The 15,543-nt window shown below is 69.7% G+C and carries 11 protein-coding genes; 5 read left to right on the plus strand and 6 right to left on the minus strand.

Annotated elements, in window-relative coordinates:
* The first annotated feature begins 76 nt into the window (after positions 1-76).
* From ACTJKK_RS15795 to ACTJKK_RS15810, 4 genes are read left to right on the plus strand one after another with little or no spacing between them, the layout of a single operon-like run.
* Positions 77-1,042: a carbohydrate ABC transporter permease gene (locus ACTJKK_RS15795; protein WP_247624718.1), complete on the plus strand. Its 966-nt coding sequence runs from the start codon at positions 77-79 to the stop codon at positions 1,040-1,042.
* Positions 1,042-1,929 (plus strand): carbohydrate ABC transporter permease, encoded by an 888-nt coding sequence (locus ACTJKK_RS15800; protein ID WP_247623124.1) that lies wholly within the window; start codon positions 1,042-1,044, stop codon positions 1,927-1,929. The genes ACTJKK_RS15795 and ACTJKK_RS15800 overlap by 1 nt, the downstream gene beginning before the upstream one ends.
* Positions 1,929-4,163, plus strand: a complete 2,235-nt coding sequence (gene yicI / locus ACTJKK_RS15805) for an alpha-xylosidase (RefSeq protein ID WP_247623125.1) — start codon at positions 1,929-1,931, stop codon at positions 4,161-4,163. The genes ACTJKK_RS15800 and yicI overlap by 1 nt, the downstream gene beginning before the upstream one ends.
* On the plus strand, positions 4,160-5,599 hold the full coding sequence (locus tag ACTJKK_RS15810; RefSeq protein WP_440748676.1) for a GH1 family beta-glucosidase: 1,440 nt from the start codon (positions 4,160-4,162) through the stop codon (positions 5,597-5,599). Before yicI ends, ACTJKK_RS15810 begins: the two co-directional genes overlap by 4 nt.
* Positions 5,600-5,635: 36 nt before the next feature.
* Here ACTJKK_RS15810 and ACTJKK_RS15815 read toward each other — a convergent pair whose 3' ends face one another.
* Positions 5,636-6,463 carry a hypothetical protein gene (locus ACTJKK_RS15815; protein WP_404597484.1) on the minus strand — a complete coding sequence of 276 codons (828 nt, stop codon included), beginning with the start codon at positions 6,461-6,463 and terminating at the stop codon, positions 5,636-5,638.
* Between the two features lie 208 nt (positions 6,464-6,671).
* On the opposite strand from ACTJKK_RS15815, the gene ACTJKK_RS15820 reads away from it, so the two are divergent.
* Positions 6,672-7,508, plus strand: coding sequence for an alpha/beta fold hydrolase (locus tag ACTJKK_RS15820; protein ID WP_247623128.1), 837 nt, complete (start codon positions 6,672-6,674; stop codon positions 7,506-7,508).
* A gap of 88 nt (positions 7,509-7,596) precedes the next feature.
* On the opposite strand, the gene ACTJKK_RS15825 is transcribed toward ACTJKK_RS15820, so the two are convergent.
* The 5 genes from ACTJKK_RS15825 to purH form a co-directional block, all read right to left on the minus strand.
* Positions 7,597-9,408 (minus strand): ABC transporter ATP-binding protein, encoded by a 1,812-nt coding sequence (locus tag ACTJKK_RS15825; protein WP_440748677.1) that lies wholly within the window; start codon positions 9,406-9,408, stop codon positions 7,597-7,599.
* Positions 9,405-11,336 carry an ABC transporter ATP-binding protein gene (locus tag ACTJKK_RS15830; protein WP_440748678.1) on the minus strand — a complete coding sequence of 644 codons (1,932 nt, stop codon included), beginning with the start codon at positions 11,334-11,336 and terminating at the stop codon, positions 9,405-9,407. Before ACTJKK_RS15830 ends, ACTJKK_RS15825 begins: the two co-directional genes overlap by 4 nt.
* Before the next feature lie 321 nt (positions 11,337-11,657).
* Positions 11,658-12,155: a methylated-DNA--[protein]-cysteine S-methyltransferase gene (locus ACTJKK_RS15835; protein ID WP_440748679.1), complete on the minus strand. Its 498-nt coding sequence runs from the start codon at positions 12,153-12,155 to the stop codon at positions 11,658-11,660.
* Entirely contained in the window at positions 12,152-13,687 is a 1,536-nt protein-coding gene (locus ACTJKK_RS15840) for a DNA-3-methyladenine glycosylase 2 family protein (protein WP_440748680.1), read from the minus strand. The genes ACTJKK_RS15835 and ACTJKK_RS15840 overlap by 4 nt, the downstream gene beginning before the upstream one ends.
* 214 nt (positions 13,688-13,901) lie before the next feature.
* Positions 13,902-15,509, minus strand: coding sequence for a bifunctional phosphoribosylaminoimidazolecarboxamide formyltransferase/IMP cyclohydrolase (gene purH, locus ACTJKK_RS15845; protein WP_247632718.1), 1,608 nt, complete (start codon positions 15,507-15,509; stop codon positions 13,902-13,904).
* Between the last annotated feature and the right edge of the window lie 34 nt (positions 15,510-15,543).

Here is a 15,543-nt window from a genome sequence, read left to right on the forward strand (position 1 = left end):
ACCGCCAAATTTCGTGCGCCCCCCCGGGGGGGCGTCGCCCAACCGGCGCCGCCCCCGCACCCTCCTGGAGATGAACATGTCACTCGCCACCCGCGAGGGCCGCCGCACCAAGCTGCCGCCCGAAGAACCGTCGATCCCGCAGCGCAGCGGTGGGACCGGGGCCTACTGGATGTACCTGCTCCCCGGCTTCGTGCTGCTGCTCGTGGTCGTCATCGTCCCGCTGATCTGGAACGTGTACCTCACCTTCACGAAGTGGAAGGGCGTACGCACGCCGGAGTTCATCGGTCTCGAGAACTGGCAGAAGATCCTCACCGACAGCGACTTCTGGACCTCCTTCACCAATTCGGTGTGGATGATCCTCGCGATGGTCGTCGTGCCCACGATCATCGGCCTCATGGTCGCCGCCCTCCTGTTCGACGTCGTCGGACGCAAGTTCGGCGGCAAGGTCGGTAGCTTCCTGCGGGCCACCTACTACCTCCCCCAGATCCTTCCGATCGCCGTCGCCGGCATCGTGATCGGCTGGATCGTGCGCCCCGGCGGCGACGGCGCGCTCAACCAGATCCTCGCCTGGTTCGGCATCCCCGCCTACGACTGGCTCGGCCAGATGCCCTCCGCGCTCATCGTGCTGATGGTCGTGATGGTCTGGGTGCAGCTCGGCTACCCCGTCGTGGTGTTCATGGCCGCGCTCCAGCGTGTCGACCCCGAACTCTACGAGGCGGCCGAACTCGACGGCGCGAACTGGTTCCAGCGCTTCTCGGCGATCACGATGAGCATCATCCGCCCCGAGATCTTCGTCGTCACCCTCACCTGCACCATCGCGGCGCTCAAGGTGTTCGGCCCGGTGTACATCATCACCCGCGGCGGACCGGCGGGGTCCACCCTCGTCCCGGCGTACTACGCCTACCAGGAGTTCTTCACCAAGCGGAACGTCGGCTACGGCGCCACGATCGCGACCGTGCTCACGATCGTCGTGGTCATCGTGTCGATCATCTTCATCCGCGTCCAGAACTCGCTCGAGCGCAAGGAAAGGGCGGGTCTGTGATGCACGCCACCACCGCCATCGTCACCGGCAAGAAGGCCGCGAGCCGTCCGCGCGGCGGCATGACCAAGAAGCGTCCCGTCGACTGGCTCCTGCTGGCGCTCGTCATCGTCGGTGCGCTGCTCGTGATCGCGCCGTTCTACCTCGTGCTCGTGAACTCCTTCAAGTCGCCGCTCGACTACGCGACCTCCGGCCCCCTCGCCTTCCCCGAGACCCTCGACTTCGGTGGGATCATCAAGTTCTGGGAGCGCGTGAACTTCCCCGAGAAGGTCTGGAACTCGATCTTCATCGCCGGCATCGTCTCGGTGCTCGCGGTCGTGATCTCGATGCTCAACGCCTTCGCGATCGGGATCGGACGCGTGCGCGGACGCTCCTGGATCGTGCTGCTCTTCCTGCTCGCGAACCTGCTGCCGCAGGAGGCGCTGCTGTACCCGCTGTACTACATGTTCAAATCGGTCGGCCTGTACGACAACGTCTGGTCGGTCATCATCGTGTTCACGGTGATCCAGGCCGCGTTCGGCACGTACCTGCTGTCGTCGGTGTACGGCACCTTCCCCAAGGAGATCCTCGAGGCCGCCTCGCTCGACGGCGCGACCCGCTGGCAGATCCTGTGGCGCGTCGTCTTCCCGATCAGCCGCCCGACGCTGTCGGTGCTGCTCATCTTCTTCTTCATCTGGACGTGGAACGAGTTCCTCATCCCGCTGACGTTCCTCGCGTCGAACGCCAACCAGACCGTCCCGGTCGCGATCAGCGTGCTGCAGGGCGACCGCCTCATGGACGTCACCACCACGAGCGCCTCGGCCCTGCTGGGCATCATCCCGACGCTCATCTTCTTCCTCATCTTCCAGCGCACCCTCACCCGGGGCATCACGGCAGGAGCAGTCAAGTAATGAAGTTCACCGACGGGTTCTGGCAGCTGCGCCCCGGCGTCACCGCGCTGTACGCGCAGGAGGCGTACGACATCGCCGAGACCACCGAGACCCCCGACGGCCCAGGTCTCGTCATCACCGCTCCGACGATGGTGATCTCCAAGCGCGGCGACACTCTCAACCGGCCCGTGCTCACGACCACCCTCTCCTCCCCCGCCGAGGGCGTGATCCGGGTGCGGATCGCCCACCACACCGGCCGGCGGTGGCACGGCGGCTTCGCCCTCCCCGGTGCCGGTGGTGCCACGGCATCCGTGTCGGTGTCGGACGCCGGCGGCGTCCTCGACGCGGGCTCCCTCGTGGCGACGGTCACCCCCGGTGCCCCGTGGGACCTGTCTTTCGCGGTCGACGGACGCCGGGTCACCGGCAGCGGGCACAAGGCGCAGGGATACGTCCAGCTCGCCGAGGGCGCGCAGGTCGACCCGGGGATCGTGAGCAACGCGCGTCAGGGCGGCGGGATGCCGGCGGCATCCGTCTTCGTGCACGAGCAGCTCGACCTCGGCGTCGGCGAGCAGATCTACGGACTCGGCGAGCGCTTCGGTCCGCTGGTCAAGAACGGGCAGACGGTCGACGTGTGGAACGCCGACGGCGGCACCTCGAGCGAGCAGGCGTACAAGAACGTGCCGTTCCACCTCTCGAGCAGGGGCTACGGCGTGCTCGTCAACGACCCGGGACACGTGTCGTACGAGATCGGCTCGGAGGCGGTCGAGCGCGTGCAGTTCTCGGTGTCGGGCGAGCAGCTGGAGTACTTCGTGATCGCGGGGCCCACCCCCAAGGACGTGCTCGGGCGCTACACCGCGCTCACCGGTCGCCCGCCCGTGGTGCCGGCCTGGTCGTACGGACTGTGGCTGTCGACGAGCTTCACGACCGACTACGACGAGCAGACCGTCAACTCCTTCCTCGACGAGATGGCGGCCCGCGAGCTGCCCGTGTCGGTCTTCCATTTCGACTGCTTCTGGATGCGCGAGTTCAACTGGTGCGACTTCGAGTGGGACCCGCGGGTGTTCCCGGACCCCGAAGGCATGCTCGGCCGCCTGCACGACAAGGACCTGCGCGTCTGCGTGTGGATCAACCCCTACATCGCCCAGCGCTCCCCCCTGTTCCGCGAGGCGGCCGACCAGGGGTTCCTGGTGAAGCGCGCCGACGGCTCGGTGTGGCAGTGGGACCTCTGGCAGGCGGGCATGGGGCTCGTCGACTTCACGAACCCCGAGGCGACGGCCTGGTACCAGTCGAAACTGCGCGCTCTCGTGGCGCAGGGCGTCGACTGCTTCAAGACCGACTTCGGCGAGCGCATCCCGACCGACGTGGTCTGGGCCGACGGCGCCGACCCCGAGCGCATGCACAACCTCTACACCGACCTCTACAACCGCGCCGTGTACGACGTGCTCACCGAGGCGCGCGGCGAGGGCGATGCCGTGCTCTTCGCCCGCTCGGCGACCGCGGGCGGGCAGAGCATGCCCGTGCACTGGGGCGGCGACTCGACATCGACCTACACGTCGATGGCCGAGACCCTGCGCGGCGGCCTCTCGCTCGCCCTCTCGGGCTTCGCCTTCTGGAGCCACGACATCGGCGGGTTCGAGGGGATGCCGGATGCCGGCGTGTACAAGCGCTGGACAGCGTTCGGCCTCCTCGGCTCCCACTCGCGGTTCCACGGCTCGAGCTCGTACCGGGTGCCGTGGGCGTTCGACGACGAGGCGGTGGAGGTCACGCGTCGCTTCACGCACCTCAAGATGCGCCTCATGCCCTACCTGTACGCGCAGGGCCTCGACGCGGCCGCCACGGGTGTGCCGCTGATGCGGCCGATGGTGCTCGAGTTCCCCGACGACCCGGCGACGGCGTACCTCGACCGCCAGTACATGCTCGGCTCCGACCTGCTCGTGGCCCCCGTGTTCACCGAGGACGGCGAGGTCGAGTTCTACCTGCCGGCCGGCGAGTGGACCTCGCTGCTCACGGGCGAGACCGTGACCGGCGGCGGGTGGCGGCGCGAGCGGCACGGCTTCGATTCGCTGCCCCTGTACGTGCGCCCCGGAACCGTGCTCCCCTGGGGTGCCCGGGTCGATCGACCCGACTACGACTACCATGACGGATTGCAGCTGCGCGTCTTCGCGGGCGGCACCGGCACCGCGGCCGTCACCGTCACGAATCCCGACGGTCGCACCGAGACCTACACGGCCGACCTCGAGGAGATCACCGCATGACCACGCTGTTCACCCCCCGCGACGACTACCGGGGCTCGGGACTCGTCTTCCCCGCGGACTTCACGTTCGGGTCGGCGACCGCGTCGTACCAGATCGAGGGAGCCGCCGCCGAGGACGGGCGCACCCCCTCGATCTGGGACACGTTCAGCAAGACCCCCGGCAAGGTGTGGAACGGCGACACGGGAGACGTGGCCTGCGACCATTATCACCGCACCGAGGAGGACCTCGACCTGATGGCCGACCTGGGCCTGCAGGCCTACCGGTTCTCGATCGCGTGGCCGCGCATCGTCCCCACGGCGTCCGGCGGGGTGAACCAGGCCGGCGTCGACTTCTACTCGCGTCTCGTCGACGGGCTGCTCGCCCGCGGCATCCGTCCCGTCGCCACGCTGTACCACTGGGATCTGCCGCAGTACCTCGAGGATGCCGGCGGCTGGACCGCGCGTTCCACGACCGACGCCTTCGAGCGGTACGCCGAGATCATGGGCACGGCCCTGGGCGACCGTGTGCACACGTGGACGACGCTCAACGAGCCGTGGTGCTCGGCCTACCTCGGCTACGGTCAGGGCGGGCATGCACCGGGGCGCCACGAACCGGCATCCGCGCTGTCGGCCGTGCACCACCTCAACCTCGCGCACGGGCGCGCGGTGCAGGCGCTGCGGGCGACCTCGACGGGCGACCCGGACTACTCGGTCACGCTGAACTTCCATGTGCTGCGCGGTCAGGGCGACGGTGCCGCCGAGGCGATGCGTCGCATCGACGCCCTCGCGAATCGCGCGTTCACCGGTCCGATGCTGCGCGGCGAGTACCCCGCCGATCTACTCGACGACACATCCTCCGTCACCGACTGGTCGTTCGTGCAGGAGGGCGACCTCGCCACGATCCACCAGCCGATCGACGTGCTGGGAGTGAACTACTACTCGACCGCGACCGTGCGGCTCTGGGACGGCGTCTCGCCGAAGCAGCAGAACGACGGCCACAAGGGCACCGAGGGCGGCACCGCCTGGCCGGGCAGCGATCAGCTCGTCGAGTTCGTCGAGCAGCCGGGCCCGTACACGGCGATGGGCTGGAACATCGCACCCGAGGGACTCGAGGAGCTGCTCGTGTCGCTCTCGGAGCAGTTCCCGGAGCAGGCGCTCATGGTCACCGAGAACGGCGCCGCGTTCGACGACGAGGTCTCGGCCGACGGCACCGTTCCCGACCCGGAGCGCACCGACTACCTGCGTCGGCACTTCACCGCGGCGCACCGGGCTCTCGAGCGCGGCGTCGACCTGCGCGGATACTTCGTCTGGTCGTTGCTCGACAACTTCGAATGGGGCTACGGCTACGCCAAGCGGTTCGGCATCGTGCGGGTCGACTTCGACACGCTCGAGCGCACCGTGAAGGACTCCGGTCACTGGTACCGCGAGCTGGTGCGCAGCCGCACGATCGCTCCCTGAGCGAGGCGGTGGGGTCCCGCTGATCCTGGCGGGATCTCACCGATCGCGGTCGTCCCGGCCCTCCCGGTCGTCGCCGCGCGGGCGCTTGCGCGCCGACCACGCGGCGAAGGCGGATGCCGCCGCTCCCGCCGCCCGATCGATCGCCTCGGCGGAGCGCGAGATCGCGTCCTGCGCGGCGTCCTGCCATCCGACGCTCGCCGTCGTGTCCCCCCGCCCGCGCGCGGTGTGCTCGGCGATCTCGAAGGCACGGGCGAGCGCGTCGACGGCGTCGCGGTAGTCGGCGAACTCCGCGGGCGTCGGGCGCTCCCCCGCCGTGCGCCTCGCCTCCGCCGCACGATTCGCCGCGCGGAAGTAGGCCGCCGTCGCCGGCTGCTTCACGTCCGACATCGCCGGGTAGGCGATCTGCAGACCGGGATCGGTCTCGTAGGTCATCCAGCGCGCGACGATCGCATCGTGGTCGGCGCGCAACCGCTCCAGCGGGCGGGGGGCGGATGCCGCGGGGAGCGCGGCGCGGGCCGCATTCAGGCGCACCTGCTTCGCGCGCACATCGGCCGCGGCCGCCTTCGCATCGCGCTCGGCGTCGCGCAGCATCCGTTTCGCGCTGGCCACGTGCTCCGCCGTCGCCCGGCGTGCGGTACGTTCGGCGGCGATGCGGGTGTGATCGGCGCGCGCGATCTTCACGGCTGCGCGCTTCTCAACCACCGCGACCTTCGCCGCCCGCAGGTCATGGCGTGCGGCATCCACGGCGAGGCGTCGGCCACTGCGCGTGCTGCGACGCCGCAGCCCGACGGCGCCTGCGGTGACACCGCCGGCGCCGACCGCCGCGATCCACCACCACTCGCCGAGGAGCATCAACGGGTCCATCCTCCGATGCTATCGAGCCGGTGGCCGGGGCGCTGAGCAGGACCAGGGAGGGAACCTCACTGAACAGGTGTCGAATCCTTCCGGAAACCCCTGTCCCGGGGGGCCGCACGGGGGTACGTTGATCGTGCTCATCACTCCCCGATGGGCGCACAAGCCCACACCGCCGCACCGACCACGATTCGGTGCGGCACCGACGATGGAGGCCCACATGGGATTCGTAACCACGGAAGACGGCGCGGAGATCTTCTTCAAGGACTGGGGTCCCCGCGACGCCCAGCCCATCATGTTCCACCACGGCTGGCCTCTGTCGTCCGACGACTGGGACGCGCAGATGCTGTTCTTCCTGTCGAAGGGCTTCCGCGTCGTCGCCAGCGACCGTCGCGGTCACGGACGCTCCTCGCAGATCGGCACCGGGCACGACATGGACCACTACGCCAGTGACGCGTCGGCGGTCGTCGAGCACCTCGACCTGCGGAACGCCGTGCACATCGGCCACTCGACCGGAGGCGGCCAGGTCGCCCGCTACGTCGCCAAGTACGGCCAGCCCCAGGGGCGCGTCGCGAAGGCCGTGCTCGTCTCGGCCGTTCCGCCGCTGATGGTGCAGACCGAGGCGAACCCCGAGGGCACGCCGATCTCGGTCTTCGACGGTTTCCGCGAAGCGCTCGCAGCGAACCGCGCCGACTTCTTCCAGGCCGTCGCCTCCGGTCCCTTCTACGGCTTCAACCGCGAGGGCGCAGCCGTCTCCGAGCCCGTCGTCGCCAACTGGTGGCGCCAGGGGATGACCGGCAGCGCGCTCGCGCACTACGAGGGCATCAAGGCGTTCTCCGAGACCGACCAGACCGAGGACCTGAAGTCGATCACGGTTCCGGTGCTGGTGCTGCAGGGCGACGACGACCAGGTCGTGCCTTACAAGGATGCCGCGCTGAAGCAGCACGAGCTCCTCCCGAACTCCGAGCTCAAGATCTACGAGGGTTACCCGCACGGCATGCTCACCACGCACGCCGACGTGATCAACCCCGACATCCTGGCGTTCATCCAGGCCTAGTCGCGGCCGCTCCACACGCAGACGGCGCACCTCGGGATCTCCCGGGGTGCGCCGTTCCGCGTCGTGCCGTGCGCGAGGGCTCGTCGCGTCAGACCAGCGTCTCCTGCCATGCCGCGTGCAACTGGGCGAACTTGCCCGTGCCGCCGATCAGGGCATCGGGGGTGTCGTCCTCGATGATCTCGCCGTGCTCCATCACGAGCACCCGGTCGGCGATCGCGACGGTCGAGAGCCGGTGGGCGATGATGATCGCGGTCCGGTCGGCGAGCAGCGTCTGCAGGGCATCCTGGATCAGCCGCTCCGAGGGGATGTCGAGCGACGCCGTCGCCTCGTCGAGGATCAGCACCGCGGGGTCGGCGAGGAACGCACGGGCGAACGAGATCAGCTGACGCTGACCGGCCGACACGCGGCCACCGCGCTTGTTGACGTCGGTGCCGTAGCCGTCGGGCAGCGCCTCGATGAACCCGTCCGCGCCCACGGCCCGGGCGGCCGCGCGGATCTCGTCGAGCGAGGCGTCGGGTTTGCCGAGCGCGATGTTGTCGGCGACGGTACCGCTGAACAGGTACGCCTCCTGCGTGACCATGACGATCGCGCGGCGGAGGTCCTTCGGGTGCAGCGAGCGCAGGTCGACGCCGTCGAGCGTCACCGTGCCCTTCGACGGGTCGTAGAACCGCGAGATGAGCTTCGCCAGCGTCGACTTGCCCGCACCGGTCGTGCCGACCAGCGCGATCGTCTGCCCCGCGGGGATGTCGAGCGAGAAATTCGGGAGGATCGTCTTCTCGCCGTTGTACCCGAAGGTCACCTCGTCGAACTCGATGTGCCCGCGCGACTCCCACAGGTCGACCGGCTTCTCGGGGTCGGGCACCGTCGGCACCTCCTCGAGCACGCCCGACACCTTCTCGAGCGCGGCGGTGGCCGACTGGTAGGAGTTGAGGAACATCGCGATCTCCTGCATGGGCGCGAAGAAGTTGCGCACGTACAGCACCGCCGACAGCAGCACGCCGACGGTCAGCGCGCCCTCGGCGACGCGCATGCCGCCCCAGAGCACGACGATGCCGAGCGTGAGCGCCGCGACGCCCATCAGGCCGGGCTCGAAAGTGCCGAACAGCATCAGCGAACGGCGGTTGACGTCGCGGTACTCCCCCGAGATCTTCTGGAAGGCGACGTCGTTGCGGGGCTCCTTGCGGAACGCCTTGACCGCGCGGATGCCGGTCATGGTCTCGACGAACTGCACGATCACCTGTGCGCTGATGACGCGCGACTCGCGGTAGACCAGCTGCGACCGCGAGTAGAACCAGCGCATCAGGAAGAACAGCGGAACACCCGCGATCGCGAGGATGAGTCCGGACTGCCAGTCCCAGATGCACAGCGCGATGAAGGTGAACAGGCCGAAGAGCACGCCGGAGACGAGCTCGTTGAGGCCGCCGTCGAGCAGCTCGCGGATCGAGTCGAGGTCGCTCGTCTGACGCGAGATGATGCGCCCGGAGGTGTACGACTCGTGGAACTCGAGGCTCAGACGCTGCGTGTGCAGGAAGATCCGCTTGCGCAGATCGAGCAGCACCGCCTGCGTCAGCTTGGCGGCGATGATGACGTACCAGGCGATCATCACCGCGGCGACGACCCCTGCGAGCAGGTAGACGCCGCCGATCATGAACGTCGGCATCCAGTCGGAGTGCTCGATCACGGCCGGCAGCGCACGGTCGAGCCCGATGCTGATCAGGATGGGGCCCGCGACCTGCAGCGCGGTCGAGATGACGAGCACGACGGCTGCCAGCACGATGCGCGCCTTGAGCGGCCGCACGAGCGAGCCGAGCAGACGCAGCGAGCGCTGCCGGATGGCCCTGCTCTCCTCCTTGGTGTACCGGGAGCGGTCTTCGTCCTGCGTTCCGATGAGGGCGCTCATGACCGCACCTCCTTCTCGGTGATCAGATCTTCGTCGGGCTGCTCGCCGTTCTGGGCGCGGATGCCCGCCTCGATGTCGTGAGCCTCGTCGGCCTCGTCGTCGCGGATCACGGGGATCGCGCCGGTGCGCGCCGCTTCCTCGGCCTCGAGGCTGGAGATGACGTGACGGTAGTGGCGGCTGCTGCGCAGCAGCTCGCTGTGCGTGCCGACGGCGGTGATGCGGCCGGCCTCGAGCAGCGCCACGCGGTCGGCGAGGGCGACGGTCGACGGCCGGTGCGCGACGATCATCGCGGTCGTGTCGGCGAGCACGTGGCGCAGCGCCTCCTCGACGAGCGCTTCGGTGTCGACGTCGAGCGCCGAGAGGGGGTCGTCGAGCACGAGCACCTTCGGCTTCGCGGCGACCGCACGCGCGAGCGCGAGTCGCTGTCGCTGACCGCCCGAGAGGCTCAGTCCCTCTTCACCGATGACCGTCTCGACGCCGTCGGGCAGCGCGTCGACGAACGATGCCTGGGCGACATCGAGGGCTTCGCGCAGCACGCGCTCGGCCTCATCGCTGTGCACGTCGAGCTCGGCGCGACCCAGCAGCACGTTCTCGCGCACGGTCGCCGAGAAGAGCGTCGCGTCTTCGAACGCCATCGCGATGTGCTGGCGCAGTTCGGCCAGCGGCAGGTCGCGCACGTCGACGCCGTCGAGCGTCACGGAACCGCCGGTCACGTCGTAGAGGCGGGTCGGCAGCGTCGTGAGGGTGGTCTTGCCGCTGCCGGTGAGACCGACCAGCGCCATGGTCTCGCCCGGCCGCAGCACGAGGTCGATGCCGTCGAGCAGGTCGCGCTCCTGCGCTCCCGCGTCCTGGTAGCGGAAGTGCGCGTTGTGGAATGCGAGCTCGCCCCGGGGGTTCTCGATGTGCACGGGGTTCTCGGGGTCGGTGATCGTGTTCGTCTCGGAGAAGATCTCGAACACGCGGTCGGTCGCCGTGCGGGCGTCGAGCATGAACGAGAACAGGAAGCCGATCGACTCGATCGGCCAGCGCAGCACCGTCGCCATCGCGAAGAACGCGAACAGCTCGGGCAGGTCGATAGCCCCCTGCGAGATGAGCCAGATCCCCGACATGAGGCTGAGGCCGAAGGCGATCTGCGGCATGAGGTCGAGCCAGAACCAGATCGAGGCGATCGCCCCGGCCTTGCTCATCTCGGTCTCGCGCAGCGTCTCGGCCTGGCGGCTGAAACGGCTCAGCGCATGCTTGCCGCGCCCGAACGCCTTGAGCACACGGATGCCGTGCACGCTCTCCTCGACGCTCGTCGCGAGGTCGCCCGCCTGGTCCTGGCTCCGGCGGGTGAGGGCGCCGTAGCGCTTCTCGAAGAGGTAGCCGCGGATCCACAGCGGGATGGCGGTGACGATGAAGATCGTGCCCAGCAGCCAGTGCCACCGGAACAGGAGTGCCGCTCCGATGATGATCGTGAGGATGTTCACCACGAGCAGCACGAGACCGAAGGCGAGCCAGCGGCGGATGAGGCCGATGTCCTGCATCATGCGGCTCAGCAGCTGGCCCGACTGCCAGCGGTCGTGGAACGCCACGGGCAGGGTCTGCAGGCGTGCGTAGAGATCGGTGCGCATGCGGTACTCGACCTCGGTCGAGGGCTTGAGCACGAACTGGCGGCGCAGGAACACCATCAGGGCTTCACCGAGGGCGAGGCCGAGAACGGCGACCGCGCCCCAGACGATCGCTCCGAGCTCGCCGGTCTGCACCGGGCCCTGGATGATCTGCTCGAGGACGATCGGGATCATCAGCGCGATGATCGCTGCGGCGAGCGCGCTGGCGGCACCGCCGGCGAGCCGCCAGATGACGGGACGGACGAAGGGCTTGAGACGCCACAGCGCTGCGGCGGTCGACAGGGAGGAGGAAGCGGGGGGATTCTGCGAGGAAGACATGTCTCTCAGACGGTTCGTGCGGAAGGTTGCGGAGCAGGCGGACGCCGAGCGGTCTCGGTGAGTGCAGCGGACTCGTCGAGTCCGGCGTCCGGCGGGGAAGAGGCGGGGCGCGGAGCGCGGTGCGGCTCTAGTGGAAAGTGCGCACCGGAGTCGTGCCGAGAGCTGCGATCTGCGTGACCAGGATCGTGGTCATGGTGTCCTCCTCAGGGCTCGGCGGTGTCGTCCGGTCGGTGCGACAGCCCTCCAGCCTATTGCTGTGAACAAGCTGTACGCAAGAGGAATTCCTCCTTTCCTCTCGCGCGCCCCGTCGGCTCCGGTCTCTCAGCGCGCGATCTCTTCGCGTGCGAGCAGGCGCTCCTTCACGTCGAGTCCCCAGGCGAAGCCGCCGAGGGTGCCGTCGGTACGCAGCACCCGGTGGCACGGCACGAACAGCGCCGGGGCGTTGCGCGCGCAGATCGATGCCGCGGCCCGCACGGCGCGTGGGTTGTCGAGCGCGGCGGCGAAGGAGGTGTACGTGAGCGGAGCGCCCGGGGCGATCTCCCGCAGCGCGGCCCAGCCCGAGAGCTGCAGCGAGGTGCCCGTCTGACGCACGGGCACGGAGTCGATCGCCGCGAGGTCGCCCGCATAGTACGCCTGCACGGCCGACGCTGCTGCGGTCTCGCCCTCGCGCACCTCAGCCGGGCGCACGGCCGCCGCGAGCCTTCCGAGGATCGCCCCGTGGTCGGCCGTCCACCCGGACGCCAGCACGCGCTGCTCGTCGTCGGCGAGGATGGTGAACGCCCCGTCGGGGGTGTCGATGGTCTGGATGAGGGCGGTCATGGGGTCTCCTTCGAGATCGGTGTCGTCGCGATCGGTGTCGTCGTGATCGGTGTCTTCGTGATCGGTGTCGTCGTCGCGCGCTTCGCCGAGCGGACGGGGGCGGCGCGCCAGAGGTGCGCCGTGAGATAGCTCCGCCAGGGAGCCGCACGCTCCGCCCACGCCGTCAGGGCACGCGGTTCGCCCGGGAGACCGGAGGCCGCGGCCCCGGCTCGCATCGCGACGTCGCCCGGGAGCAGGATGTCGGGGTCTCCGAGCACCCGCATGCGCACGTAGTCGGCCGTCCACGGCCCGATGCCCGGCATCGCGAGGAGCGCGGCCCGCTGCTCAGCCCCATCGTCACCGACCGTGAGGGTGAGCGAGCCGTCCGCCAGCGCGGCAGCGGCACCGGTGATGGCACGGATGCGGGCGGCCGGGCCCCGCAGCACCTCGGCGCCGTGCTCGGCGATCGCGGTCATGGTCGGGAAGAGCACACCGTCGTCGGTGCGCTCTCCGAGGGCGTCGGCGAGCGCGGTCAGCGCCGTACGGGCGGCGACGACCGTGATCTGCTGACCGACCATCGCGCGGATGAGCATCTCGTGGGGATCGGCCGCTCCCGGCACTCGGATCCCCGGGGTCGCGGCGACCAGCGGAGCGAGCTCGGGGTGCGCACCGAGCGCGTCGTCGACGGCCCGCGGGTCGGCATCCAGATCGAACAGGCGTCGCACCGTGCCCACCAGGGGCGCGAGATCGCCCAGTTGCGTGACCCGGGCGCGCAGATGCAGTCGCTCGGCGGCATCCTGGCGCACCTCGAACCACGCCGGCCCTCCGCTCATGCGCAGGTGCCGGGCGAACGAGGTCTCGGTGGCCGCCTCGACCCCGGGCAATGCGCGGGCCGCCATCCAGGCGAAGACGCCCGAGGCATCGAGTGGCCCGCGGAAGGGCAGCACGAGGTCGATCGTGCCGGGAGCTGCGGCCATCGGCATCCGTCGTCGGGCGCGCAGCTCGCTGGGCGTGAGGGCGAAGACCTCGCGGATCGTGTCGTTGCACTGCCGGATGCTGGCGAACCCCGCCGAGAACGCCACGTCGGAGACGGGCATGTCGGTGCCGACGAGCAACATGCGCGCCGTGTGCGCGCGGTGCGCCCGGGCGAGGGCCAGCGGCCCGGCGCCGAGCTCGCTCACCAGCACCCGGTTCAGATGCCGGCTCGAGTACCCGAGCCGCGCGGCGAGGCCGGACACCCCCTCGCGTTCCACCACACCCGCGGAGATGAGTCGCATCGCACGGGCCGCGGCGTCGCCGCGCAGATTCCAGGCCGGTGACCCGGGCGCCGCCTCGGGGAGACAGCGCTTGCATGCCCGGTAGCCCGCCTCGTGCGCCGCGGCGCTCGTCGGGTAGAACGTCACGTTCTCGGGCTTCGGCGTGCGCGCCGGGCAGCTCGGACGGCAGTAGATGCCAGTCGATCGCACGGCCGTCACGAACTGCCCGTCGAAACGGGTGTCGCGCGCGTCGATCGCGCGGTACCGCTCGTCGAAGTCGGTCACGGGGAGGCTCATGACTCCATGCTGTCACGGGCCTCCGACATCGACTGGCGGAAATCGGACATCACGGTGAGAGGTCAGGACACGCCGCATCCGCGCGGCGCGAGACGGCGTGTCGTGACTCCTCACGCCGATCGCCGACCGCCGACCGCCGACCGCCGAGAGACCGGACGGACCGAGGCCCCCACCCGCGGTGTGCGGATGAGGGCCTCGAGGGAACTGCGGATGCTCAGTGGAAGAAGTGGCGCTCTCCCGTGAAGAACATCGTGACGCCGGCCTTGCGGGCCGCATCCACGACCTCCTCGTCGCGCACCGAGCCACCCGGCTGCACGATCGCGGTCACACCGGCGTCGATGAGCACCTGGGCGCCGTCGGCGAACGGGAAGAACGCGTCGGATGCCGCGACCGAACCAGCCGCGCGCTCGCCCGCGCGCTCGACCGCGAGGCGGCACGAGTCGACGCGGTTGACCTGGCCCATGCCGACGCCGACCGTGGCGTTGTCCTTCGCGAGCACGATCGCGTTCGACTTGACGGCGCGGCACGCCTTCCACGCGAAGATCAGGTTCTCCATCTCGAGGTCGCTCGGTCGCTCACCGGAGACGAGCTCCCAGTTCTTGGCGACCGAGACGATGTCGTCGGGGAACCGGTCGGCGTCTTGCAGCAGGAGTCCGCCCGAGACCAGGCGCACGTCCATGCGCTCCTGCTGCCAGTCCTCCGGCAGCTGCAGCAGACGCAGGTTCTTCTTCGCCTTGAACACCTCGAGGGCGGCGGGCTCGAACGCGGGGGCGACGATGACCTCGGTGAAGATGTCCTTGAGGTTCTCGGCCATCTTGAGCGTCACGGTGCCGTTCGCGGCGATCACTCCGCCGTACGCCGACACCGGGTCGCACTCGTGCGCGCGCAGATGCGCGCTGGCGATCGGGTCGAGGGCGTTCGGAGCGGTCGTCGCGATGCCGCACGGGTTGGCGTGCTTGATGATCGCGACGGCCGGCTTGATCATGTCGTAGGCGGCGCGCAGGGCGGCATCCGCGTCGACGTAGTTGTTGTACGACATCTCCTTGCCCTGCAGCTGCGTGGCCTGGGCGATGCCGTGACCGCCCGCGCGCGTGTAGATCGCACCGCGCTGGTGGGAGTTCTCGCCGTAGCGGAGCGTCGCGAGGCGCTCGGCCTGGATCGTCAGGTGCGCCGGCAGGTCGCCGTCGTCCTGGAGGGTGCCCTCGGCGAACCACGACGCGACGGCCGTGTCGTAGGCGGCGGTGTGCGCGAACGCGCGGGCCGCGAGCTCGCGGCGCTGCGACAGCGAGGTGCCGCCCTCGGCGATCGCCGAGATGATCCCGGGGTACGACTGCGGCGAGACGACGATGGCCACGTTCGCGTGGTTCTTGGCGGCGGCGCGTACCATGGCGGGGCCGCCGATGTCGATCTGCTCCACGACGTCGTCGCCCTGGGCGCCCGAGGCGACGGTCTCGACGAACGGATACAGATTCACCACGACGAGCTCGAACGGTGCGATGTCGAGGTCGGCGAGCTGACGCTCGTGGTCCTCGAGGCGCAGGTCGGCGAGCAGGCCGCCGTGAATCTTCGGGTGCAGGGTCTTGACGCGACCGTCGAGCATCTCGGCGACACCGGTCACCGCGGCGACGTCGGTCACCTCGAAGCCGGCCTCGCGGATGGTCGCGGCCGTCGAACCGGTCGACACGATCTGCACGCCGGAGTCGGCGAGCGCCTTCGCGAGGACGAGCAGATCGGTCTTGTCGCTCACCGAGACGAGCGCCCGGCGGATCGGCACCGTGTCGCGATCGCGGTACAGCGAGGGGTCGTGGCGGGGGCCGGCCATGGTGATGCTCCTTCGTGCGTCGGGCGTGAGAGGG

This window comes from Microbacterium sp. 22179, from assembly GCF_052045715.1.
GTDB lineage: Bacteria > Actinomycetota > Actinomycetes > Actinomycetales > Microbacteriaceae > Microbacterium > Microbacterium galbinum.

Coding starts and splice junctions, on each gene's coding strand:
- ACTJKK_RS15795 (WP_247624718.1), top strand. CDS start 77: ATGTCACTCGCCACCCGCGAGGGCCGCCGCACCAAGCTGCCGCCCGAA.
- ACTJKK_RS15800 (WP_247623124.1), top strand. CDS start 1,042: ATGCACGCCACCACCGCCATCGTCACCGGCAAGAAGGCCGCGAGCCGT.
- yicI (WP_247623125.1), top strand. CDS start 1,929: ATGAAGTTCACCGACGGGTTCTGGCAGCTGCGCCCCGGCGTCACCGCG.
- ACTJKK_RS15810 (WP_440748676.1), top strand. CDS start 4,160: ATGACCACGCTGTTCACCCCCCGCGACGACTACCGGGGCTCGGGACTC.
- ACTJKK_RS15815 (WP_404597484.1), bottom strand. CDS start 6,463: ATGGACCCGTTGATGCTCCTCGGCGAGTGGTGGTGGATCGCGGCGGTC.
- ACTJKK_RS15820 (WP_247623128.1), top strand. CDS start 6,672: ATGGGATTCGTAACCACGGAAGACGGCGCGGAGATCTTCTTCAAGGAC.
- ACTJKK_RS15825 (WP_440748677.1), bottom strand. CDS start 9,408: ATGAGCGCCCTCATCGGAACGCAGGACGAAGACCGCTCCCGGTACACC.
- ACTJKK_RS15830 (WP_440748678.1), bottom strand. CDS start 11,336: ATGTCTTCCTCGCAGAATCCCCCCGCTTCCTCCTCCCTGTCGACCGCC.
- ACTJKK_RS15835 (WP_440748679.1), bottom strand. CDS start 12,155: ATGACCGCCCTCATCCAGACCATCGACACCCCCGACGGGGCGTTCACC.
- ACTJKK_RS15840 (WP_440748680.1), bottom strand. CDS start 13,687: ATGAGCCTCCCCGTGACCGACTTCGACGAGCGGTACCGCGCGATCGAC.
- purH (WP_247632718.1), bottom strand. CDS start 15,509: ATGGCCGGCCCCCGCCACGACCCCTCGCTGTACCGCGATCGCGACACG.